General features: G+C 52.6%; 20 protein-coding genes and 1 tRNA gene. 13 read left to right on the top strand and 8 right to left on the bottom strand.

Going from position 1 to position 23,296, the window contains the following annotated elements; all coding sequences use genetic code 11:
- The 4 genes from murJ (at window position 1) to trxA (ending at window position 4,428) form a co-directional block, all read left to right on the top strand.
- On the top strand, window positions 1-1,683 hold the full coding sequence (gene murJ / locus ACN082_RS10095; protein ID WP_419100730.1) for a murein biosynthesis integral membrane protein MurJ: 1,683 nt from the start codon (window positions 1-3) through the stop codon (window positions 1,681-1,683).
- Between the two features lie 39 nt (window positions 1,684-1,722).
- Window positions 1,723-2,937: a serine/threonine protein kinase gene (locus tag ACN082_RS10090; protein ID WP_419100729.1), complete on the top strand. Its 1,215-nt coding sequence runs from the start codon at window positions 1,723-1,725 to the stop codon at window positions 2,935-2,937.
- Window positions 2,938-3,034: 97 nt separating this feature from the next.
- Window positions 3,035-4,069 carry a thioredoxin-disulfide reductase gene (trxB, locus tag ACN082_RS10085; RefSeq protein WP_419100728.1) on the top strand — a complete coding sequence of 345 codons (1,035 nt, stop codon included), beginning with the start codon at window positions 3,035-3,037 and terminating at the stop codon, window positions 4,067-4,069.
- 38 nt (window positions 4,070-4,107) lie between these two features.
- Complete coding sequence (gene trxA / locus ACN082_RS10080; RefSeq protein ID WP_419100727.1) at window positions 4,108-4,428, top strand: thioredoxin; 321 nt, start codon at window positions 4,108-4,110, stop codon at window positions 4,426-4,428.
- A gap of 1,488 nt (window positions 4,429-5,916) precedes the next feature.
- Here trxA and ACN082_RS10075 read toward each other — a convergent pair.
- The 8 genes from ACN082_RS10075 to rpmH all read right to left on the bottom strand — a co-directional run bounded on the left by ACN082_RS10075 (window position 5,917) and on the right by rpmH (window position 11,770).
- Window positions 5,917-7,068, bottom strand: a complete 1,152-nt coding sequence (locus ACN082_RS10075; protein ID WP_419100726.1) for a ParB/RepB/Spo0J family partition protein — start codon at window positions 7,066-7,068, stop codon at window positions 5,917-5,919.
- 154 nt (window positions 7,069-7,222) lie between these two features.
- Window positions 7,223-8,053 (bottom strand): ParA family protein, encoded by an 831-nt coding sequence (locus tag ACN082_RS10070; RefSeq protein ID WP_419100752.1) that lies wholly within the window; start codon window positions 8,051-8,053, stop codon window positions 7,223-7,225.
- A gap of 433 nt (window positions 8,054-8,486) precedes the next feature.
- Window positions 8,487-9,137 carry a 16S rRNA (guanine(527)-N(7))-methyltransferase RsmG gene (rsmG, locus tag ACN082_RS10065; protein ID WP_419100725.1) on the bottom strand — a complete coding sequence of 217 codons (651 nt, stop codon included), beginning with the start codon at window positions 9,135-9,137 and terminating at the stop codon, window positions 8,487-8,489.
- A 3-nt stretch (window positions 9,138-9,140) separates the two neighbouring features.
- Window positions 9,141-9,653, bottom strand: coding sequence for a protein jag (locus ACN082_RS10060; protein WP_419100724.1), 513 nt, complete (start codon window positions 9,651-9,653; stop codon window positions 9,141-9,143).
- A gap of 23 nt (window positions 9,654-9,676) precedes the next feature.
- Window positions 9,677-10,651, bottom strand: coding sequence for a membrane protein insertase YidC (gene yidC / locus ACN082_RS10055; protein ID WP_419100723.1), 975 nt, complete (start codon window positions 10,649-10,651; stop codon window positions 9,677-9,679).
- Window positions 10,652-10,715: 64 nt separating this feature from the next.
- Window positions 10,716-11,129 (bottom strand): membrane protein insertion efficiency factor YidD, encoded by a 414-nt coding sequence (yidD, locus tag ACN082_RS10050; RefSeq protein WP_419100722.1) that lies wholly within the window; start codon window positions 11,127-11,129, stop codon window positions 10,716-10,718.
- A 5-nt stretch (window positions 11,130-11,134) separates the two neighbouring features.
- Window positions 11,135-11,536 (bottom strand): ribonuclease P protein component, encoded by a 402-nt coding sequence (gene rnpA / locus ACN082_RS10045; protein WP_419100721.1) that lies wholly within the window; start codon window positions 11,534-11,536, stop codon window positions 11,135-11,137.
- Window positions 11,537-11,632: 96 nt separating this feature from the next.
- Window positions 11,633-11,770: a 50S ribosomal protein L34 gene (gene rpmH / locus ACN082_RS10040; protein WP_083091541.1), complete on the bottom strand. Its 138-nt coding sequence runs from the start codon at window positions 11,768-11,770 to the stop codon at window positions 11,633-11,635.
- Between the two features lie 485 nt (window positions 11,771-12,255).
- Between rpmH and dnaA the strand changes: the two genes are divergently transcribed.
- The 9 genes from dnaA (at window position 12,256) to ACN082_RS09995 (ending at window position 23,284) form a co-directional block, all read left to right on the top strand.
- Window positions 12,256-13,842 carry a chromosomal replication initiator protein DnaA gene (gene dnaA, locus ACN082_RS10035; RefSeq protein ID WP_419100751.1) on the top strand — a complete coding sequence of 529 codons (1,587 nt, stop codon included), beginning with the start codon at window positions 12,256-12,258 and terminating at the stop codon, window positions 13,840-13,842.
- Between the two features lie 533 nt (window positions 13,843-14,375).
- Entirely contained in the window at window positions 14,376-15,503 is a 1,128-nt protein-coding gene (dnaN, locus tag ACN082_RS10030) for a DNA polymerase III subunit beta (RefSeq protein WP_419100720.1), read from the top strand.
- A 43-nt stretch (window positions 15,504-15,546) separates the two neighbouring features.
- Complete coding sequence (recF, locus tag ACN082_RS10025; protein WP_419100750.1) at window positions 15,547-16,740, top strand: DNA replication/repair protein RecF; 1,194 nt, start codon at window positions 15,547-15,549, stop codon at window positions 16,738-16,740.
- A gap of 5 nt (window positions 16,741-16,745) precedes the next feature.
- The gene (locus ACN082_RS10020; protein ID WP_419100719.1) at window positions 16,746-17,351 is read left to right on the top strand and encodes a DUF721 domain-containing protein; all 606 of its coding nucleotides are present in this window, start codon (window positions 16,746-16,748) and stop codon (window positions 17,349-17,351) included.
- A gap of 281 nt (window positions 17,352-17,632) precedes the next feature.
- The gene (gene gyrB / locus ACN082_RS10015; RefSeq protein WP_419100718.1) at window positions 17,633-19,660 is read left to right on the top strand and encodes a DNA topoisomerase (ATP-hydrolyzing) subunit B; all 2,028 of its coding nucleotides are present in this window, start codon (window positions 17,633-17,635) and stop codon (window positions 19,658-19,660) included.
- Window positions 19,661-19,731: 71 nt separating this feature from the next.
- Complete coding sequence (gene gyrA / locus ACN082_RS10010) at window positions 19,732-22,371, top strand: DNA gyrase subunit A (RefSeq protein WP_419100717.1); 2,640 nt, start codon at window positions 19,732-19,734, stop codon at window positions 22,369-22,371.
- Complete coding sequence (locus ACN082_RS10005; RefSeq protein ID WP_419100716.1) at window positions 22,371-22,880, top strand: DUF3566 domain-containing protein; 510 nt, start codon at window positions 22,371-22,373, stop codon at window positions 22,878-22,880. Before gyrA ends, ACN082_RS10005 begins: the two co-directional genes overlap by 1 nt.
- Window positions 22,881-23,067: 187 nt before the next feature.
- Window positions 23,068-23,141, top strand: a tRNA-Ile gene (locus ACN082_RS10000).
- A gap of 35 nt (window positions 23,142-23,176) precedes the next feature.
- Complete coding sequence (locus ACN082_RS09995; protein WP_419100715.1) at window positions 23,177-23,284, top strand: DLW-39 family protein; 108 nt, start codon at window positions 23,177-23,179, stop codon at window positions 23,282-23,284.
- The last annotated feature ends 12 nt before the right edge of the window (window positions 23,285-23,296 follow it).

Genomic DNA, 23,296 nt, shown 5'->3' with positions numbered 1-23,296 from the left:
GTGGCACGTTCCGGTGCTCTTTCCAGCGCGATTATGGCTGCTGGAACCCTGGTTTCTAGGATTCTAGGGTTTGCCAAAACTTTTCTGATTACCGTTGCCCTTGGTTCTACAACCACTGTGGGCGATATTTTTGAAACCGCTAACACCCTACCAAACCTGATTTATGTTCTGGTGGCCGGCGGTATTTTCAACGCTGTGCTGGTGCCGCAGATTATCAAGGCAGCCAAGCATGATGATGGCGGTTCTGACTATGTTTCCCGCCTGGTAACACTTGCGGTTAGCGGTATAGCAGCTATTACTGCCCTTGTCCTGCTGTGTTCCTGGCCTATTATCCAGGTCATGGGTAGCAGGTGGAGCCCCGAGCAGCAGCACTTCGGTCTTATTTTCGCCTTCTGGTGTCTACCCCAGATTTTCTTCTATGGCCTCTACACAGTTCTAGGCCAGGTCCTGAACGCTCGCGGGGCTTTTGGCTGGTATATGTGGGCACCTGTGCTCAACAATGTGGTTGCTATTGCGGCGCTCATCGTCTTCATCTTCCTTTTTGGGCCCCAGGACGTCACCACTAACCCGCCCTACCATAATCTAGACAGTTGGACCTCAGCTCAGACTCTAGTTCTGGCAGGATCTGCCACCCTAGGTGTGGCTTTACAGTCACTGATTCTTTTTATTCCGCTCCGAAGAATCGGGCTACGGTTACGACCTAAGTTTGGCTGGCGCGGTATTGGACTGGGCACTGCCGCCCACCTGGCAGGTTGGACCCTGGCAACCGGCGTGATTTCTAACCTGGCTTTTATGTATCTGACCAAGGTGGCTGCTGGCGTGGTGGGTTCTCGCGAAGAGTTATTGGCCGCCGGTATCCAGATTCCGGGTGTTCAGGCCCTGAATTATTCGTCCATGCTCTATTCTCTGCCCCACGGTGTCATTGGCCTGTCGATTGCCACGGTGCTCTTCAATCGTATGTCTGCCGCCTCCCAGGAGGATGATCGCAGTACTGTTGCCTCCGCACTCTCTTCGGGTCTTAGGACCGCTTCGATTGCAACTATCTTCTGTGCTGTAGTTCTTGTGGTCTTTGCTGGGCCTGTAGGGATGATTTTCGGTGGCGGCTCCCAACAGTCCGGTGCAGTCATTGGCCAAACCATAGCGATAATCGCCCTTGGTGGGCCTTTCCTCACCATTGCTTTCATGATGGGCCGTGTCTTCTATTCCCAGGAGGATGCAAAGACCCCCTTCTACGTCCAACTTTTCTCTGCTTTCGTTATTATTGCCCTTGGTTTTACAGCATCGCGACTATCCCCCCAGCACGTTATCTACGGCCTTGCACTAACGTATGCCCTCCAGAATGTTCTGGCGGTCTATCTGAGCCACCGGGTCCTGGTACGCCGTCTAGGTGACTACGATGTGAGAGGTATCGTCCTGACTCACGCTAAAGTTGCGTTTGCATCTCTGGGAGCAGGGGTCTTCGGCGTTGTTGCTCTCTATCTTCTGGGTGGCTATAGCTTTGATGGGTTCGCCTGGGAGTCAAGACTCAGTGCTTTCTTCACGGTGCTGCTGGGGGGCATCGTCATGGCAGTTGCCTACTATGCATTCCTCTTAATTTTCCGAGTCAAAGAATTAGATACCCTAATCAACCCGATTATGAATAAAGTCGGTGTGCTTACTCGCCGTGTCCGTGCTAGCAGGTAGTATCAGATACCAAAGAACCATTCAAACGGGAGGCCCCTTTTGACACCGCAGATTCCTCTTAACACCCTGTTGGGAGATCGCTACAAAGTCACCGCGCATGTTTTGGAAACCGCGGGCGGCGATGCAGTGCTCGATGGCCTAGACCAGGTATTGGGTCGCAAGGTTTCTATAGTTGTTGCCGCGCCCGAACACAATCGTCTCTTGGTTACAAATGCACGCAAATCAACGACTCTGACTCGTTCAGCAGTCCAGGTTCTTGACCTGGGCAACAAAGATGACAGCACCTACCTCATTACCTCCCATTCTCGCCCTGACACTCTCCTCGATGTTCTGCTGACTGAAGGTGAGAGCGGAAATACCGAAGAATTTGGGGAGGAAATTTTCGGTGATACGGGGTCTATGGCGGCCCCCAACACCTATGTGGTTGCTAAAGAAGCCAGCACAATCGGTGGCGGGGCGATCTCTGCTATCAGGTCTGTGGATGAGGTGGCCGATGAGCCAGCAGAAGAATTTGAAGAGTACGATGCCGAAGAAGATGGCTACTACGAAGCGGACGAACCAACTGACCGTAATGGCGGTGTCTGGATTGTGGGCATCGCAGCTGCCCTCCTGCTTGTGATTGGCGCTGGAGCTGTCTTTGTGACCCTGGGTGGGCTTTCAAAGTCCGGTGAGTCTTCAGAGACTTCGGGCGAAACAATCGTTAGCGCCTCTGCTTCAGAAGGAGCAGCATCAGATGGTAAGGCTTCTGCAGCTGGGGAGCCCTCTGCTCCGGCAGAGAAATCTGCTGCCCCAAAGATTGACGGGACTTTTACTCGCTTAGTTCCTTCATCACCAACGCTGATGGCCGAAAGTGATTCTATGCTGGCTCATCTGACCGATAAGAATGAAGCGACGACCTGGACATCCTTGGCTTTTGGTTCGCCCAATTTTGGGGGCCTGGCAGATTCTGTCTACCTCTTGGCTAAGTTAGATGAGGCAACAACAGTTAAGAGCATTACTATCAACCAGGTTTCAGGTACCGGCGGCCAATTCACCATCTATGCCTCTGAAACTGCTTCTGCAGATGGCGGCAAGGAAATTGGATCTGGCAGTTTTGCAGCGAGCGGGGAAACCACTGTACAGCTCAATAAGGACGCCCAGAAGGGCAAAACCAAGTACATCATCATTAAGTTCACTGCGGCGCCTCAGCTGAGCCAGCCCATTGTTGCTGGTTACCCTTACGGTCTTCGTATCGCTGAAATCAGTATCAACTAAACCTTTGCAGCTGCCGGCGGGTGGGTTGGGAATATTACCCACCCACCCGCCGTTATATTGCACAAGCCCTGCAACACATAGATTCTCAAGGAGAAACATGACAGATAACGCTCTTGGCGGCCTTTTCAATGGCTCTGCCGGCCTCAAGGTGAAGGCTCCTGCACAAGCCTCTGAGACCGCGGCAGAGAAGCCCCGAGAAGCCGAGCAGCCCGTTCACAAGGTGATTATTGTGGGTTCTGGCCCCGCAGGTTACACTGCGGCTATTTACACCGCACGAGCTAATCTTCAGCCTCTTCTCTTTGCATCATCGGTATCCCCCGGCGGCGATCTGATGACTACCACTGAGGTCGAGAACTTCCCCGGTTTCATTGAGGGAATCCAGGGCCCTGAGTTGATGACCAATATCGGCGCTCAGGCAGAGCGTTTTGGCGCTGATATCCGCTACGAAGATGTGGCCGAAGTGGAGCTTGAAGGCGATATTAAGAAAGTCATTTTGGCTGACGGTTCTGTTCACCTAGCCAAGGCCCTTATTTTCTCTACCGGGTCGGAATACCGCAAGCTGGGCGTTGAGGGTGAAGCACGCCTTTCAGGGCACGGTGTCTCTTGGTGTGCAACCTGTGACGGTTTCTTCTTCAAAGAGAAGGCTCTGGCTGTTATCGGTGGCGGCGATTCCGCTTTGGAAGAGGCTCTCTTCCTGACCAGCTTTGCATCTAAGGTCTATTTGGTCCACCGCCGCGATTCCTTCCGCGCCTCAGAGATTATGACCCAGCGTGCCCTGTCCAACGACAAGATCGAAGTGATCTGGGATTCCGTTGTGAAGTCCATTGACGGCGAAGATAAGGTCTCTGGCCTGACCTTGACCAATATTAAGACCGGCCAGGACAGCGCCCTTGATGTTGAAGGTGTTTTTGTTGCCATTGGCTCAGACCCCCGAACTTCGCTAGTACAGGGCAAACTGGAGCTCACCTCCGAAGGCACCATTGCCGTAGATGGTCGTTCTTCCCGCACGTCTATCCCCGGTGTTTTTGCTGCGGGTGACGTTATTGACCCCACCTACCGCCAGGCTATTACAGCCGCAGGATCAGGCTGTGTAGCCGCTATTGATGCACAGCACTACCTGGAATCTCTTTAATTTCCCCCTCAAGATACGCCAACGAAAGGTTATTTCCTATGACTACTCAGGTTACTGATGCAACTTTTGCCGATGAAGTCCTCCGCTCCGATAAGCCCGTTATTGTTGATTTCTGGGCCGAATGGTGTGGCCCCTGCCGTATGGTTGGCCCCGTTATCGACCAAATTGGCGAGGAATATGGAGACAAGGTCAAGGTACTTAAGCTCGATGTCGAGAACAACCCTGCTACCGCCATGAAGTACGGCATTACCTCTATTCCCGCAATTTATGTATTCAAGGACGGCGAGGTCGCCAAGCAGACCGTAGGCGCTAAGCCTAAGGCTGCCCTGGAGCAGGAATTCGCAGAGTTTCTCAAGTAAGGCCTCGATGATGCAGGACCGGTTCTGCATCATCAGTACATGCGGGTCGGTGTTTCACGTGAAACACCGACCCGCATGTGTTTATACAGAGTCACAGTAAAGTCATAAAGCATGCCTTGATTTATCAGTAGATATGGGAAAGCTAAAAAGACACTAGATAGATTCCCCGTCGAGACCCATAGGGGAATCTATTTTAAGATAATTACAGTCAAAACTAGGGTGGGCTAACAGATCTGCGTGAAGCTATAAATTTTCCCAAACATAAACTTTTAATATATTTACACCCCAGTACATCTATATCCAAAAGATAAATATTCAAAATGAGGTGAGGGTAAAAAATATTTTCTATTTTCCAGCAGATGACTCAAGTAGCATACACCTGCAGAAACTCTATTCCCCAGAATAGGCAACCCTGATACACCGAATTCAGTCCAAAAAGTTTGATAAACAACCTATATTGGTATACTTATATTTGTTTCATGTGAAACAACCCGTAGGAAATATTCGGTATCTACCTAAAACAAAACCTATTTAACCCCTACTTTCCATTTAGTGAATCAAGGGGTTTTTCAAGATTAAAGAGGAGAGAATTAGACCCGATATCACCAGATAATTTTTCCACTCCAGGTAAAAACTCCGGTGCTACCACCGAACCGTAATTATCCATAGGTTGCGTCAGAATATCCCTAAAAAACTTTATTTATTAATTTTATTTCTTATTTCACCGCACCGAACTTTATCGATTCCCCATCGCCCAACAACATATTCACCACCAGCGGTTAAAGCTAAAAATAAAGTTCCCATGATGAATTCTGGAATGCTCTCCAGCTCGATCCCCTTTTAAATATCCTCTATGACAGTAAAATATTCTAGATGAGGGATAAATATAGAGAAGTCTGATTTTCGGACCATTTTGCGATACCCTAGAGCCCTAAGCAGATCGGTATTGAGTTACCACTGCGCTAGTGCAGTTAATGCAGTCAAATACACATTACCCCGATTCTGCTTCAAAGGGGCATACCTAGAGGCACCCCATCTCTTTGCCAAAGAACTATCCCTATAGTTCCGGGGTAAGCTGCTCTCAAGATTTGATTCCCTAGCCTGACGGCTCGCGGTAGAACAGTTTTTTAGGTGACCTCAAGAAAAAATACAGCCTCCAGATTCGCCCCTAAGGCCCTAAAGCCACCTAGAGTAGATAAATACCTATCTGGCATAAAAATAGCCCCTTAGACGGCCACTGAGGGGTTTTAGCCTCCTCTGGATCCCTTAAAAACATCGAAAGAGGCCCTATCCAGCTCAAAAAGGGTAAGACAGAGCATTCTTCGACCCCTTACCATTTTCCTTGCGCAACTGCCTACTGAAGCGCAAATATTTATAAATGGACGAGCTGTTTCACGTGAAACAGCTCGTCCATTTATGGCTAAGTTAGCACCGCCTAGATCCTTAGCAAACACAGGGCCGGCAAGGAATGCCCACACCAGAACAAACCTACTTTTTGTTTATCTTGGGGTCGATGAGATCAAGGATACGGTTTAGATCATCAACTGAGGCAAATTCAATCGTCATCTTCCCTTTGCGCGCGCCTAGGGAAATTTTGACGTTAGTATCAAGCTTGTCACCAAGGGCATCCGCAAGGTAGTCAAGGCGCTGGGAGTGGTCCTGGACCTTAGTGGTCTTGGGTTCTTGCGGCTTCTTACCCTCAGTACCAGCTGATACAAACTCTTCAACTGCACGAACAGATAGGCCCTCATTCACAATTTTCTGAGCGAGTGTTTCTATCTCGGAGGCTTTTTTTAGCCCTAGAAGAGCCCTAGCATGCCCGGCTGAAATAGTCCCAGCAGCTACCCGCCTCTGGACCAGAGCAGGCAATTTGAGCAGTCGGATGGTATTAGAAATCTGAGGGCGGGAACGTCCGATACGCTGGGCCAACTGCTCTTGGGTAGTCCCAAACTCTTCAAGAAGCTGCTGGTAAGCAGCCGCTTCTTCAATAGGGTTGAGCTGGGACCTATGCAGGTTTTCCAGCAGAGCATCACGGAGGAGATCTTCATCTTGAGTCTCACGGATAATGGCAGGAATGGTATCGAGACCGGCACGCTGGGTTGCACGCCAACGGCGCTCACCCATAATAAGCTCGTACTTTTCAAGGCCATTTTCGCGGCTGGGACGCACCACGATGGGCTGCAAAACACCGATTTCTTTGATGGAGTGCACGAGCTCTTGCATATCGTGCTCATCAAAATCAGTTCGGGGTTGCTTACGGTTGGGGTGAATATCAGTAACATTGAGGGTCGCAAAGTTTGCACCTGGAACGGGTACTAGGATCTCCGATGCGGCTGCTTCTTTTGCGCTGTCCTCCCCGAAGAAGAAATCTACTGGGCGACGTGACCCTGTAGTGCTCCGCAAGGCAGCTCCCATATCGGCGCGTTTCTCTGGACGTTTTTTCTTGGGTGTTTCACGTGAAACAGACTTAGGCTTCTCGGTATTTTTCTCCGACTTAGTTGCAGCGGCTTTCGAGGTAGAGCTGCGAGTAGACCTAGCAGGCGCCTTATTATCGGGCGTATCTTGGGTAGCTTGTGACTTAGTACCCTCGGGAATAAGAGCACCTAGCCCCCTACCTAACCCACGCTTCTTTTCTGCCATACGGACCTCCATGCCACTTAGGTTTTGTTTCTTGTCCAAGTCTAATGGAGTAAAAGCTCATAGAAAGACACTGGTCTTGCTAGACAGCGAGATTCCAGTGTCTTCTTTTAGCTTTAGAAAAAATATTTATCAGATAAAGATTCTTTACAAGGCGCTAGTCACCCTGGTGGGCAATTTCAACGGCGGCCTTAAGGTAAGCAATTGCACCCGATGACTGCGGATCGTAGCTGATGACGGTCTGCTGGTAGCTTGGTGCCTCAGAGATACGCACCGACCGAGGAATAGCAGCATCGAGAACCTGTTCAGGGAAATGTTCACGCACCTCTTCTGCTACCTGAGCAGAAAGATTGGTTCGACCGTCATACATGGTGAGAAGGATGGTACTAATATGCAGATTTGCATTGAGGTGCTTCTGAATCATAGTGATATTTTTTAGGAGCTGACTCAGCCCTTCCAGCGCATAGTATTCGCACTGAATAGGGATGAGGACTTCACGAGCGGCAACAAAGGCATTAATGGTGAGCAGCCCCAGGCTGGGAGGGCAGTCAATGAAGACATAGTCCAGCCGAGGCTCCCCCGCCATTTCCCGAGCCGCCATATAATCTGAAAGTGCATTCTTGAGCCTGGTTTCACGGGCAACCATAGAAACCAGCTCAATCTCAGCACCTGCAAGATCAATGTTAGAAGGTGCACACCACAGGTTTTCAAGGTCGGGGCACGGCTGGACGATATCCGCCAGTGGTTTATCATCGACCAGTACGTCGTAAATCGATGGAACGTCAATACCGTGATCGATACCCAGTGCTGTCGAGGCATTCCCCTGCGGGTCATTATCAATGACCAAGACATTCATTCCCTTACTTGCAAAGGCGGCAGCAAGATTGACGGCAGTAGATGTCTTGCCAACTCCACCTTTTTGGTTAGAGATGGTAAAGATTCGGGCTTCAGCGGGCCTTCCCAGCTGCTCACCATCAAGTTGCTGCAGTTGTTGCTTAGCGCTGTATGCCTGCTGTGCAATGGGGTTTTGGGTAATGGCTACACTGTCGGTGCGTTCGAGTTTTTCACGTGTTTCACGTGAAACATGGGAACCGCGATCGGGCTTAGCGGTCGCATCTTGAGGTTCTGGGGGTAAGCCAAAATCAGGAATGTTTGAGATAGTGGGCACCGGGTTCTCCCCTGGGTAGGTCTATGTTCTCGTCTGTATAAGACTACCCGCTTCCTGAGGAAACTCTAAAGCTCTACACATAGAGCGCTTTATATAGGTTGTTTTATAAAATTTTATTTTATGTTTCACATGAAACACTCCTTAAAATCTCAATGCCGACACCCCGGTTTTACCATGCACTAGGCAACAAAAAGGTCCGGCAGTTCGCTCAGGACTGCCGGACCTTAGGGAAGAGTGCCAGTTCTAGTGGGTTTTACAAACTAACCCGAACCACTGTGGTGGGTTCTTCTAGCAGGTCTTGACCTGCAATAAGAATCTCAGTTTCCCTCGCTCCATATCGGGTAAGTTTTTTGGATGCTTTAGTAATCTCATCTGCCGCACTCTTCCCTTTGAGAGCAAGAAGCTGGCCGGTACCGCGCAGAATCGGCAGAGTGATATCCAGAAGCCCTACCAGGGCAGATACGGCACGAGCAGTCACATAGTCTGCTTCCACCTGCCCTACGGCCTGTTCAGCCCGCGAGCGCAGGATGCCTACGTTGTCTAATCCCAGGTCCTCAACTACCTCTGTCAGCCAAATAACTCGGCGCTCCAGAGGCTCAATCAGAGTTATCTGGAGGTCTGGGCGGGCAATAGCCAGACAGAGCCCTGGAAGCCCCGCTCCGGAGCCTACATCCACCACTTTGGCATCCTTCTCAATAAGCTCCTCGATAACTGCGCAGTTGAGCACGTGGCGCTCCCAGAGACGAGGAACCTCACGCGGACCAATCAGACCACGCTCAATACCGCTAGTTGCCAAATGCTCAACGTAGCGTTCGGCAAGGGGGAGGCGGTCACCAAAGATTTGGTCAGCAGCCACCAGGGAGGGGCCGACCAGTTCAGGTAGCTGGGTATTTTCTTCACTCACGTTTTAGTCCTCTACCGGTGCAATGACGATGTGGCGGCCGGGCCCGGAGCCCTCAGACTCAGAGTAGAGACCGTGGGTTGCCACGATGTCGTGAATCAGTTTGCGCTCGTAGGAGCCCAGGGGCTCCAGGTGGACTTCCTGCCCTGTTTCTTTGACCTGAGCGATAGCTGTTTCGGCTATGGTGAGCAGCGCCTGCTGGCGGCCAGCCCGGAACTCTGCAATATCCAAAATCAGGCGGGTGCGCTGGCCGGTAGTGGCCAGCACAGAGAGGCGCACTAGCTCTTGAAGAGCGTCGAGCACTTCGCCGTTCTTACCCACGAGGGCTTGAAGGTCCTCATTGTTACCGTCTTCAGTGACTACGGAAAGATAGGTGCGGCCGTTACGTACCTCGATGTCAATGTCTCCATCGATATCGGCGATATCGAGGAGCTCTTCAAGGTAGTCAGCGGCAATGTCACCTTCGTCTTCAAAGTTGTCTTCTAGCGCGGCATCCGGTGTTTCGGGGGCTTCAGTCATGATGTTTTCTCCTGTAGCTACCGCTAATTTTTCTTTTTATTCTGTTGCTTCTGGCGCTTCTTACTGACAGGCTGCTGGCGCTGCCCGCGGGCTGCGCGTTCACGCTGTTCAGCAAGTTCCTGCTCGTGCTGTTCCTTGGTCTTGCCAACGGGCGGAAGGCCCTTAGCGGCACGGCGTTCGTTGAGTTCGCGTTCAGCCTGAGAACCGGGGGTGGGGTTGTTCTTGATAACCCAGTACTGCTGGCCCAGGGTCCAGAAGTTAGAAACGGTCCAGTAGATCAGCACACCTAGGGGGAAGTTGATACCGGAGATTGCGAAGATTAGAGGCAAAATATAGAGCATAATCTGCTGCTGGCGGTACATGGGGGATTCCTTAGCGGCATCCGACATGTTCTTAGCTGAGAGTTGCTTGGTGATGTAGAACTGGGTTGCACTCATCAGCACTACCATGATTGCGGCCAGGGCAATAGTTGCGGTGTGGTTGCCGTTGCCGGGGTGCGTCATGGTGGAGAAGAGGGGGGCACCAAAGATATAGGCGTCGTTGAATTCTTCGACCTTAACATTGTCAAGGATCAGGATGCCCTGGCCATTAGCTGCCGCCTTAGGGATACCGTTGAGCACCTGAAAAAGGCCGAGGAAGATGGGCATCTGCACGATAATAGGCAGGCAGGATGCTAGCGGGTTAGAGCCCTTTTCCTTGTAAAGCGCCATCTGTTCCTGAGCCCGCGCTTGGCGGGAAAGTTGATCGGTTTTCCCTTTGTATTTGGCCTGGAGCTTAGCAAGCTCAGGTTGCAGTTCCTGCATGCCACGCATGGCCTTGATTTGCTTCATAAAAAGCGGGATCGTCAGGGTTCGCATGACAAGGGTGAGGCCGATGATGGCCAATACCCAGGTGACGCCCGATCCGGGGTCCATGCCGATAGCGGTGAAAAGTTCATGAAATGCCCAAAGGACTGCAGAAACAATCCATTTGAAGGGCCAGAGAATGATGTCGAACATGTATCTCTCCCTGGCTCAGCGAGATGTGAGCCGGTTGTGGTGGACAAGCACTAGCACCGAGAAGTTACTGGTGGTGATGGTGCCGGTGTGGATGGTTTAGAAGAATTATCTTAGGTTCCTGGCCGGGCGCAAAAGTGCGTTTGCCGGCCGGAACAGGGTCAAGACCGCCCGTAGCCCAGGGATGGCACCGCAGAATACGGCGAACGGTAAGAGAGAGGCCGCGGATGGCACCGTGGCTTGTAACTGCTTCTAGCCCGTAGGCGGAGCATGTTGGGTAGTACCGGCATACGTTGCCGTAGAGGGGCGAAACGATAGCTCGGTAAATCTTGATAAAAGCGATTAGAAGGTTCTGAGGTAGGACCAGCACCGCTTGGGTCAGAGAGGTCGGAACCACAAACTCGTGGGGAGCTTTTTCTAGCAGGATGTCCTTGTCGCTAGGGGTGGGTTCCTGGGGGGCGGTGTATCGGGAGGCACTCATGTGTTTTAGAGTTCCTCTCCATGAGGGGCGACGGGGGTAGCGGCAAGGCCATGATTATTGGGATTGCCCCCGAGTTTTTTGAGGTTGGATAGAAGAGCGCTTTCGAGGTCGGAGGCAAGCTCAGCATAGCTAGCTGAGGCCGCGGCCGGTAGGGCTCTGAGCACAATGGAATAGCCCTCGGGATGCTCTGTCAGAAAGTGGGCACTTAGTTCTCGAAGGCGGCGTTTGGTTTTGTTGCGGGTAACGGCGTTACCCACGGCTTTAGAAACGATGAAACCGATAAGGGTTGGTTCCTCGTTTAATTTGGCTGTATATAGAACTAAGTTCCGGCGTCCTGATCGGACGCCGGAACGTGTAGTCTGTGAGAATTGAGCCGAAGCTCTCATCCGGTGCTGCTGTGCCAGCACGTGCTCTCCCCTTTCGGTTCGGTCTGTCTCGGCGGGCTGCGTTAGTACGCTGGCCTGCATGGAGTGAAGGCCGATTGGTTAGGAGATAGTAAAGCCTTATGCTGAGAGGCTTGCGCGGCCCTTTGAACGACGGTTCGCGAGGATAGCGCGGCCTGCGCGGGTGCGCATACGAAGACGGAAACCGTGCTTCTTGGCGCGGCGGCGATTATTCGGCTGGAAAGTCCGCTTGCTCATCTGGTTACTCCAAAAGTGGTTGGTACGGGGGCCAACCTTTCAACAGTTCTTCGAACAGGTTGACGCTTCTTGCTGATGTGTAGGCCGCCGTTGAGGGCGGGGCATACCTAGTATGGGCATACTCCTAGCACACTTTGACTAATCAACTCTAGAAGACGGGGCTATACAAGGTCAAGCCTAAGGGGCGTAGGTCTTTAATCACAGGCAGTGGAGAGAGGTTAGGCACATCTGTGGATAGCTTGTCGATAAGAATCTCTTAGCGCAGGTTATCCACAGGTCTTCGCAAAAAGTTGTAAGTTGTATTTTTCACGACTTTAAGCTGGCAAACCGCACTTTAATCACATACTGTGGACAGGTACCCCACCAGCAATTCACATCTTATCCACCCTGTGGATAACATGGTGATATTCTCAGGGTATCTATGGGTAAGCTGTGGGTAAGTTTTCTAGTTGCGCGTCTTGTAAGGAGAGCCTGTGGGCGATTATATGGATCCTGAGCTTCAAAAGAAGTGGATGCACTTGGTGACCCTGCTGCGTGCCGATACATCGGTAGCGCAACGCCACCGCGCACATATTGGGCTGGCTCAGCCTCATGCTTTCATGGGCAATGTTCTGCTGATTGCGGTCCCCAGCGAATTTACCCGTGATATTTTCCAGCATGAGCTCAAAGGCTCCCTGCAAGAAGCAATTAGGGCTACTTTTGGGCCCGGTGTGACTGAGGCTTTCATCATTGATACCAGCCTTGAGAAGAAGCCAGAAGTTGCTGCTGAGCCTTCGTCATCGGTAGCGCAGCAACAGGCGACGGCAGTAGTAGATCACTCCCCCACCAGTTTTATTGAACCGGCACAGGCAGAAGCTACCAGCGGGTTTATTGACCGCGGCTCTGAACAGCAAGGAGTAGCCGATGCGCCTTCAGACATCTCTGATGTTCCGGCGGTTGCCGATACAGACAACTACTCTGGGCAGAGTATCTCCCACGATGTTGAGCCTCGTCAGGAAAGCCCCAGAGAATCTAGTACGTGGGACTCAACAGCCCGGCTGAACCCTAAATACACTTTTGATAGCTTTGTGATTGGCCAGTCCAATCGCTTTGCCCATGCGGCCGCCTTCGCTGTCTCGGAGACCCCTGCCTCTGCCTATAACCCACTCTTTATTTACGGTGGTTCGGGGCTGGGTAAGACCCATCTGCTTCACGCCATCGGTCACTATGCCAAGAGTCTCTACCCAGGGCTTCGAGTACGCTACGTGAATTCAGAAGAGTTCACCAACGATTTCATTAACTCGATTCGAGACAAGAACGATACGTCGTTCAAGCAGATTTATCGTAACGTCGATATGCTCCTGATTGACGATATTCAGTTTCTGGCAGGTAAAGATAGCACCCAGGAAGAGTTCTTCCATACTTTCAATGCCCTGCATAACCATCAGAAGCAGGTCGTGATTACATCGGACTTACCGCCCAAGCAGCTCACAGGTTTTGCAGAGCGTATGAGGTCGCGTTTTGAGTGGGGTTTGATTACCGATGTTCAGCCGCCTGAGCTAGAAACGCGTATCGCCATTTTGAGCAAGAAAGCCCAGAATGAGGGGCTCAATGTTCCCGATGATGTCATGGAGTATATTGCCTCGCATATCTCAACCAATATCCGTGAGCTTGAAGGTGCGCTGATTCGTGTGACCGCTTTTGCGTCCTTGCAGCAGCAGGCCGTTGATATGCAACTGGCTGAACAGGTACTCAAGGACCTTTTGCTCGATGATGGTGCCCCCGAGATTACTGCTTCGCAGATTCTTTCTGCTACTGCGGAATACTTTGATGTCACTCTTGAGGATTTACGCTCCAAGTCACGGAGCAGGACTCTGGTCAATGCCCGTCAGATTGCAATGTACCTGTTGAGAGAGCTCACGGACATGTCCCTGCCCCGTATTGGTCAGGAGCTGGGCGACCGTGACCACACCACTGTTATGTACGCCGATCGGAAGATTCGCAATCTGATGGCCGAACGTAGGCCTATTTTCAACCAGGTAACTGAGTTGACGAACCGCATCAAACAGGGTTCCAGGGACGCATCACGCTAGAAATGGGCTTTCAACACCCCTGTGGATAACTTACTATTGGCGGGGTTTTAATGTGGAGGTTAAGTGCATAGATATTCAAAAGGTGTGCAGTTCATTTTTTGCATAAATATTCATACACTATTCATTCACAGATTGGGCCTTACTTCTACACAATAGCCCCACAGGGAAATCCTTGATTTGCTGGGTTCAAATTGAGTTTTCCACAGTTTTCACAAGGGTTATTAACACTACGACCTTTAAAGAAGAAAAGGCAAATAACAAAAAAATGTCCCGATCCTGTTTCCCCTGGCGAGAGTTCTTGTAATTACATGGCCCTAGCGGGTTGCTCACCCCCTTGTAAGAACTCTCTGTAATTACAGAAATTCGCACTCTTTTGGGAACGCTCTTCTGTAGTTTTCGGATCTCTGCCCAAAGCCAAGGCTCAGATAGGGCTAGGGTCATAGGTTCAAGAGGGGATGAGTCCGGTAGACTGAGAGTCTGAATATGCCCGTTATCGCGGGCTTCTACTGTTTTGAGATTTGGAAGGTGCTCCAGTGAAATTTACTGTTGAACGCGACACCCTGGCAGAGGCGGTTAGCTGGACCGCTCGTTCCCTCTCCCCTCGCCCTCCGGTGCCTGTCCTTTCAGGTCTGCTCATCAAGGCAGTTTCAGGTGAAGTATCCATCGCAAGTTTTGACTACGAAACCTCAGCAAAGCTAAATATCGCAGCTGATGTTGCCCAAGAAGGCCAAGCTCTCGTATCAGGCCGCCTGCTTGCTGAGATTTGCCGTTCTCTACCTAAGGCAGACGTTCTCTTTGAACTGCACGAAGGTAAAGTCCATCTCTCATGCGGTTCCTCAAACTTCAACCTCTCATCAATGCCTGTGAACGACTACCCGGAACTCCCAGCGCTACCGGCAATCTCAGGCACCGTGGAAGGTACCGAATTCGCTAAAGCAGTGAGCCAGGTATCGGTAGCAGCTTCCAAAGACGACACCCTGCCAATTCTGACCGGTGTTCGTATGGAAATTGAAGGTGATCAGATCACCCTGCTGGCTACCGACCGTTACCGTCTAGCCATGCGTGAACTGACCTGGAACCCCACAGACCCTTCCATCTCAACAGCAACCCTCATCAAAGCTAAAACACTGTCGGAGGTCGCCAAGACACTCGGTGGTGCCGGTGATCTTTCTATTGCTCTCTCTAACAGCCACGAACTTGTAGGCTTTGAATCTGACTCCCGCCGGACGACAAGCCTGCTCGTAGACGGCGAATACCCCAAGATTCGTTCGCTCTTTCCCGAAGTCACCCCGGTACACGCAATTATCCGTACCTCAGATTTGATGGAGGCTGTTCGCCGCGTATCACTGGTAGCCGAACGAAACACCCCTGTTCGTCTTGCTTTCAGCCAGGGCCAGGTAACCCTCGACGCCGGCACAGGCGAAGACGCTCAGGCATCCGAAACCCTGCAGGCACATCTTCACGGTGAAGATATTACGGTTGCCTTCAACCCCAGCTACCTGTCCGAAGGCCTCCATACCTTTGCTTCCAACAAATTTGTGAGGTTCTCTTTCACCGACCCTCGCAAGCCCGTTGTACTCTCTGAACAGGAAGACTGGCAGGCTGAGGACGAGAAAAACTACCGTTACCTGCTAATGCCTATCCGCCTGCAGAACCAGTAAAGGTTCTTTCTCAGCCCCCTCTCATAACGTCAAGGAGTACGCGCTGTACATCGACCACCTATCCTTGATGGACTACCGCACCTATCGACTACTGAACCTGCCGCTGACCCCCGGCGTCACCGTTTTTCTTGGCCCTAACGGGGTGGGTAAAACCAACATCATCGAGGCAGTTGACTACACCGCGCAACTTGCCTCTCACCGGGTCAGCCAGGATTCACCGCTCGTACGTGTGGGGGCCCAACGCGCTTACATTCGTACCCGCACCGTTCGGGGCAACCAACAAACGGTCCTCGAATTTGAGATAGCTCCTGGGAAAAGTAATCGGGTGCGTATCAATAGGGCAGCTCCCGTCCGGGCAAGAGAAGCTCTTGGCGTCACAAGAACCGTCCTGTTTTCTCCCGAAGACCTGCAACTTGTCAAAGGTGAGCCAGTCGGACGAAGACGCTTTATCGATGACCTAGCAGTTTCTTTGCGCCCAGCTGTGGCCGCATATCGTTCTGAGTACGAGAAAATCTTGCGTCAGCGAAACTCCCTGCTGAAATCTATGCGGGGCCGCCGTGTATCTGTGCAAGAAGATGCGTTCACTCTAGAGGTCTGGAATCAGCAACTAGCTACTAGCGGGGCTTACCTCTTGCAGGCTCGGCTGCGGACTCTTTCGCTGGTGCTTCCCCAGCTTCAGCGTGCCTATGGGCAATTAACTGATGGCTCAAAAAGCGTCAGCATCAACTACGAATCTACTGTCTTCCCTACGATCTCGGGTCAAACTCTCCCCCAGGCAGCTCTCATGGGTGTAGAGGATATAAAACAGGCACTTATCCGTGCCCTGGAACAAAAACGGTCTGAAGAGGTGGAACGAGGAATAACCCTGGTAGGGCCCCATCGTGATGACCTGGCCCTAGAACTCGGCGGGATCCCTGTGAAAGGTTTTGCTTCCCACGGTGAAAGCTGGTCTTATGCTCTAGCCCTTAAACTTGCTGCCTGGTATGTTCACCTTGCAGATAATGATTCGACAGGGGCATCCCCAATTTTGATTCTTGACGATGTTTTTGCTGAGTTAGATACTGCTCGCCGTCACCGTCTGGGCGCGATTGTGGCAGGTGCTGAACAGGTTCTTGTAACCTGTGCTGTAGTGAGCGATATACCCCAGGAGCTAGGACAGATTGTGCTGGTTCGTGTTGACCAGGGCAAAGCAGATGTTGATGAAAGCTTCAACCATCGTATGGACAGTGCGGAATAGTCACCATGAGCAAAGATATTCCTTATACAGAATATAATGCGGATGGTCTAGATGCCCCCGCCGCTCTCTTGAGTCGTATCCGAGCGGCTAAAGAAGCTCGCGGTGAACTGCGGGTTCAGGGCCTAGCCGGCCGAAAAATCATTAAAGATTTCGGTCGGGTGATGAACGCTGAACCCGGTGCAAAAGTCAAACGGTACAACTCCCTATCGACTGCCGGCCAGCTCGGGGGGTACTCCGGGCCTGGGCCCAGTGTCAGGGATCCCCAAAGCCTGGCTGGCCTCTTGGATCGCGTCATGATGGAGCGGGGCTGGAGTACCCCTTTGGCAGTTTCATCGGTCATGGCTCGCTGGGACAAACTGGTGGGACCGCAACTGGCAAGCAAAACTACCCCGGACAGCTTTGATGATGGGGTTATCACCGTCCGTTGCGAATCAACAGCTTGGGCTGTGCAGGTGCGGCACATGAAATACGACATCATTCGCCGCTTTAACAGCGAGCTAGGTGATGAGGTGGTGCGTGATGTCAAAGCCTTCGGCCCCAACGCCCCCTCCTGGAAAAAGGGGCTGCGGGTGGCCCCCGGTGGTCGCGGGCCACGAGATACTTACGGGTAAATTACTGGAAAAATCGCCTCTGGACGGTTTGACCCCTCAAGCTGTGAGAGCCTACAGGCTGAGGGGGTAAAGCACTGGGAAGGCCAAATAAGCGCCTTCTGCGAGCAGATAGCCCTCTAAAACCTTGTAAAGCGGGGAGAAAAAGCCCCGGTGCGGTAGAATTGGCAGAGAATACGCGCGCCCAGAATAAGCGGGCCTTGATGATCTGTCTGCCTATACTGCCAGCATCTTGTGCCTGACCATTGGGCGCGATACCGACCATGCAAGGAGCCTAATCACCCGTGGCAACTGAAGAAACTTCCCACGAATACGGCGCCGCCGACATCACGGTCCTCGAAGGCCTTGAAGCTGTGCGAAAGCGCCCCGGTATGTACATCGGCTCAACCGGGGAACGCGGCCTGCACCACCTGGTCTATGAAGTCGTCGATAACTCTGTCGACGAAGCTCTGGCCGGATACGCGGACCTCATCGAGGTCGTCATTCAAAAAGACGGCGCAGTTCGAGTCTCCGATAACGGGCGAGGCATTCCCGTAGATGAACATCCCACCGAGAAAAAGCCCACCGTTGAAGTTGTTATGACCATTCTGCACGCGGGCGGTAAGTTTGGTGGCGGCGGCTATGCGGTATCGGGTGGTCTACACGGCGTGGGTATCTCGGTCGTTAACGCTCTCTCAACACGCGTTGAAACCGAAGTGCGCCGCCAGGGCTACAGCTGGCACATCAGCTACGCTAACGGCGGTAAAACCGCTAAGCCCCTGACTCGCGGTGAAGCCACCGACGCTACCGGCACCACGCAGACCTTCTACCCCGACCCCGAAATCTTTGAAACCGTCGATTTTGATTTCGAGACCCTCCGTGCTCGCTTCCAGCAGATGGCCTTCCTCAACAAGGGTCTGACTATCCGTCTGACCGATGAGCGAGAGCTGCACGAAGGTGATGAGGTTGCCGGTGAGGACAAACCCGCTACCCTACCACTCAACCAGGTCGGCCCCAGCGCTGAGGGTTACAAGAGCGTCACCTACATGTACGAGAACGGCCTCTACGACTACGTCAACTTCTTGAACACTTCAAAGAAGCTTGCGACCGTGCACGATGATGTCATCGCCTTTGAAACCGAAGACACCGACCGCATGATGAGCCTGGAAGTTGCTATGCAGTGGACTGCTGCCTACAAGGAGTCGGTCCACACCTATGCCAACACCATCAACACCCACGAGGGCGGTACCCACGAAGAGGGCTTCCGTGCTGCACTGACCACCCTGATTAACCGTTTTGCTCGTGAGAACAAGCTCCTGCGTGAAAAGGACGACAATCTGACCGGTGAGGATGTCCGTGAAGGTCTTACCGCCGTGGTCTCAGTCAAGATTTCTGAACCCCAGTTTGAGGGCCAGACAAAGACTAAGCTGGGTAACTCCGAGGTTAAAGCCTTTGTTCAGCGCGTCATTATGGACCAACTGGGCGACTGGCTGGAACGTAACCCCTCAACCGGTAAAGAGATTGTCCGCAGGGCTATCACCTCTGCCCAGGCGCGTCTGGCGGCCCGTAAGGCGCGTGAAACCACCCGCCGTAAAGGCCTGCTGGAGAGCGGTTCTATGCCGGGTAAGCTCAAGGATTGCTCGTCAAAGGACCCCTCGGTATCCGAGATTTATCTGGTGGAAGGTGACTCCGCGGGTGGTTCTGCTGTACGCGGCCGTAACCCCGAGACCCAGGCTATCTTGCCCCTGCGCGGCAAGGTTCTTAACGTTGAGCGCGCTCGCCTTGACCGCGCCCTATCAAACGCTGAGATCCAGTCACTGATTACCGCTTTTGGAACCGGCATCGGTGAGGACTTCAACATTGAGAAGGCTCGCTACCACAAGGTTGTGCTGATGGCCGATGCGGACGTCGATGGCCAGCACATCACTACCCTGCTACTGACCCTGCTCTTCCGCTACATGCGTCCCTTGATTGAGGCAGGCTACGTCTATCTGGCTCAGCCTCCGCTGTACCGGATCAAATGGTCTAATGCTCCGCACGACTACGTCTTCTCGGATGCTGAGCGCGATGTTGCCTTAGAGCGTGGTTATGCCAAGAGCCAGCGCCTGCCCAAGGATAATGGCATTCAGCGTTACAAGGGTCTGGGTGAGATGGACTACACCGAGCTCTGGGATACCACCATGGATCCTGCTCGCCGCACCCTGCTGCAGGTTCGCATGGAAGATGCTGCTGCCGCTGATCAGATTTTCTCCATCTTGATGGGTGAGGACGTCGAAGCCCGTCGAGAGTTTATTCAGCAGAACGCAAAAGACATTCGTTTCCTTGATATCTAAGGCATTTATTCCACAAAGGGAATATATGCAAAATCTGGAATATATAGGTCAAGGACAAAGAAGAGGAACTTATGAGCGACGATAACACCAAGGGCTCAGAACAGCCCCTAGAGGGCCAGCTGCTTGATACCCCAGAGGGGCCCGGCGATAAGGTCGAGGTAGTTGACCTACGCTCCGAAATGGAACGCTCCTACCTGGACTACGCTATGGCGGTCATTATTGGCCGTGCGCTTCCCGATGTGCGCGATGGCCTCAAGCCTGTGCACCGTCGCGTCATTTACGCGATGTATGACGGTGGCTACCGCCCCGAACGCTCCTTCAACAAGTGTGCCCGCGTTGTGGGCGAAGTGATGGGGCAGTACCACCCCCACGGTGACTCCGCTATTTATGACACCCTGGTTCGTCTGATTCAGGACTGGGTCATGCGCTACCCCCTGGCCCTGGGGCAGGGTAACTTTGGTTCACCAGGTAACGACGGTGCGGCAGCTCCCCGTTACACCGAAACCAAGATGGCCCCCATGGCGCTTGAGATGGTACGGGATATCAACGAGGACTCCGTAGATTTCCAGCCCAACTACGACGGTAAGAATCAGGAACCTGTTGTCCTACCCTCCCGCTTTCCCAACCTGCTGGTTAACGGCTCATCGGGTATCGCCGTGGGCATGGCCACCAATATTCCGCCGCATAACCTGCGTGAAGTAGCCGAGGGTGTGCAGTGGTTCTTGCAGAACCCGCAGGCCTCGAACGAAGAGCTTCTTGAGGCGCTGATTGCCCGTATTAAGGGTCCTGACTTCCCCACCGGCGCCACTATCTTGGGTCATAAGGGCATTGAAAATGCCTACCGGACCGGGCGTGGTTCTATCACCATGCGTGCCGTGGTGAACGTCGAAGAAATCCATGGCCGCACCTGCCTCGTCGTCACTGAATTGCCCTACCAGGCCAACCCAGATAACCTGGCTGTCAAAATTGCTGAACTGGTCAAGGATGGCAAAATTACCGGCATCGCTGATCTACGCGATGAAACATCTGGCCGTACCGGTCAGCGACTGGTCATCGTGCTCAAGCGTGATGCGGTGCCCAAGGTTGTGCTGAATAACCTCTATAAGCACACCCAGCTGCAGGAAAACTTCTCGGCTAACATGCTGGCTATCGTGGATGGTGTGCCCCGCACGCTTTCACTCGATGCCTTCATCCGCCACTGGGTTAACCACCAGATGGAAGTTATCGTTCGCCGTACTCGGTACCGTCTACGCCAGGCTGAGGAAGAAGCGCATATTCTGCGCGGCCTGCTGAAGGCTCTGGATGCCCTGGATGAGGTTATTGCCCTCATTCGTCGTTCACCCACCGCCGATGAAGCACGTACCGGGCTGATGGAATTTCTGGATATTGATGAGGCTCAGGCTCAGGCTATCCTCAACATGCAGCTGCGTCGCCTGGCTGCTCTGGAGCGTCAGAAGATCCAGGATCGTCACGATGAGCTCATGCGCATGATTGACGAGTACAACTCCATCATCGCTTCTGAGGACCGCCAGCGCACTATTATCTCCGAGGAGCTCTCAGAGATTGTTGGCCGTTACGGTGATGAGCGCCGGACCAAGATTCTGATGGGCTACGACGGTGATATGTCGATGGAAGACCTGATCCCCGAAGAGGAAATGGTCGTTACCATTACCCGTGGTGGCTACGTCAAGCGTACCCGGAGCGACCAATACCGGTCCCAGCATCGTGGTGGCAAGGGAATCAAGGGTGCTGCTCTGCGTGGCGACGATGTGGTGGAACACTTCTTTGTGACTTCCACTCACAGCTGGATTCTCTTCTTCACTAACCTGGGGCGTGTGTACCGTACCAAGGCTTACGAGCTGATGGAAGCAGGGCGTGACGCCAAGGGCCAGCATGTTGCTAATCTGTTAGCTTTCCAGCCCGAAGAAACCATAGCAAAGGTCATGGAGCTGAAGTCCTATGAGGATGCTCCGTACCTGGTGCTTGCCACTAAGCGGGGCCTGGTCAAGAAGACCGCGCTGTCTGACTATGACACCAACCGTGCCGCAGGTGTGATTGCGATTAATCTGCGCGAGGGTGATGAGCTGGTCTCTGCCCAGCTGGCAAGCGCTGAGGACGACCTGCTCCTGATCTCTAGGCATGGGCAGTCGCTACGCTTTACTGCCAGCGACGAAGCCTTGCGCCCCATGGGTCGTGCGACATCCGGTGTAACCGGCATGAAGTTCCGTCAAGGCGATGAGCTTTTGTCAGCCAACGTCGTCACCGATGACTCCTTTGTTTTCGTTGTCACCGCTGGTGGTTATGCTAAGCGCACCCAGGTTGATCAGTACCGCGTTCAGGGGCGTGGTGGCTTAGGTATCAAGGTCGCAAAGCTGGCAGAAGACCGTGGTGATCTGGTGGGTGGCCTCATTGTGAGTGAAGAAGATGAGGTCATGGTTGTTATGCAATCGGGCAAGGTGGTTCGTACCGCTGTTGCCGAGGTTCCCGCTAAGGGCCGCGATACCATGGGTGTTATCTTTGCTAAGCCCGGTAAGAATGATGAGATTCTTGAAGTTGCTCGCAACTTTGAACGCAACATTGATGAGGCAGAAGACACCGACGAAAACGGTGCCGAAAGCTTAGAAAATCCGGCAGATGAAGTAACTTTAGAAAATGACACATCACCGGCGGATATTGATGCCGATTCCGCAGAAGCACACGGAGGTAACTAGTGAGTACCAATAGCAAGGGCACAGCCCCGCGCCCCGCACCGCGAACTGGCACTCCGCGTGCCTCGCAGGCTCGAAACCGAGCTGGCGGCACTTCCAGTTCGGCAGGACCTCAGCGTAAGCCGCTGGTTCGTCCCGCCCCTCGGTCTAAGATTCGTCGTGCCCGTCTGGTGGTTGCAAAGGTTGACACCTTCTCCGTTGCTAAGCTGGTCTTCCTGCTTTCGGTGGCTGTCGGTATTGTCACGGTTGTTGCAGCTGTGATCCTGTGGCTGGTTATGCAGGCTTCAGGTGCTTTCCAGAGCATTAATGACCTGCTGCAGCTCTTGGGTACTACCGGTGACGCCGTGGATATCTCGGAGTACCTGTCGCTGGGTCAGGTAGCGCTCTACAGCACGATTATCTCGGTTATCAATGTTGTTCTGTTTACTCTGCTGGGCACCCTGTCTGCCATGCTCTACAATGTCGCCGCTAAGCTTGTTGGCGGCGTGGGGGTCACTCTGACTGACGAATAGGTTTGAAAACCTCTCAGTAGCTTTCATGGCGGTTTCTAGCCCCCTTATCGGGGGAGGGGAGCCGCCTTGGGCTTATGGGGCAGGTGGCTATTGACCTCAAAAATGGATGTGAGTCAGAACATATCTTTTCGATTTGGCAAGGTTCCAAAATCTGTGTAAAGTTATATTTCGTTCTGATGAACACCAAGGGCGTATAGCTCAGACGGTTAGAGCGCTACACTGATAATGTAGAGGTCCCAGGTTCAATTCCTGGTACGCCCACTCACCTTGGTTGAAAGGTTGGCATGAAGAAATTTATGACAATCACACTGGTTGCAGTTGCTACGGCGATAGCAACAAAGGTAGCCAAGGATTCTCAGGAGAATAAAAAAACTTGGGAAGAAGCTACAGATAAAATTTCATAGGTAGCACCCGAT

Origin of the sequence: Rothia sp. CCM 9417 (genome assembly GCF_048513575.1) — a bacterium.
Taxonomy (GTDB): Bacteria; Actinomycetota; Actinomycetes; order Actinomycetales; family Micrococcaceae; genus Rothia.
This window is presented reverse-complemented; position numbering and strand designations above follow the sequence as displayed.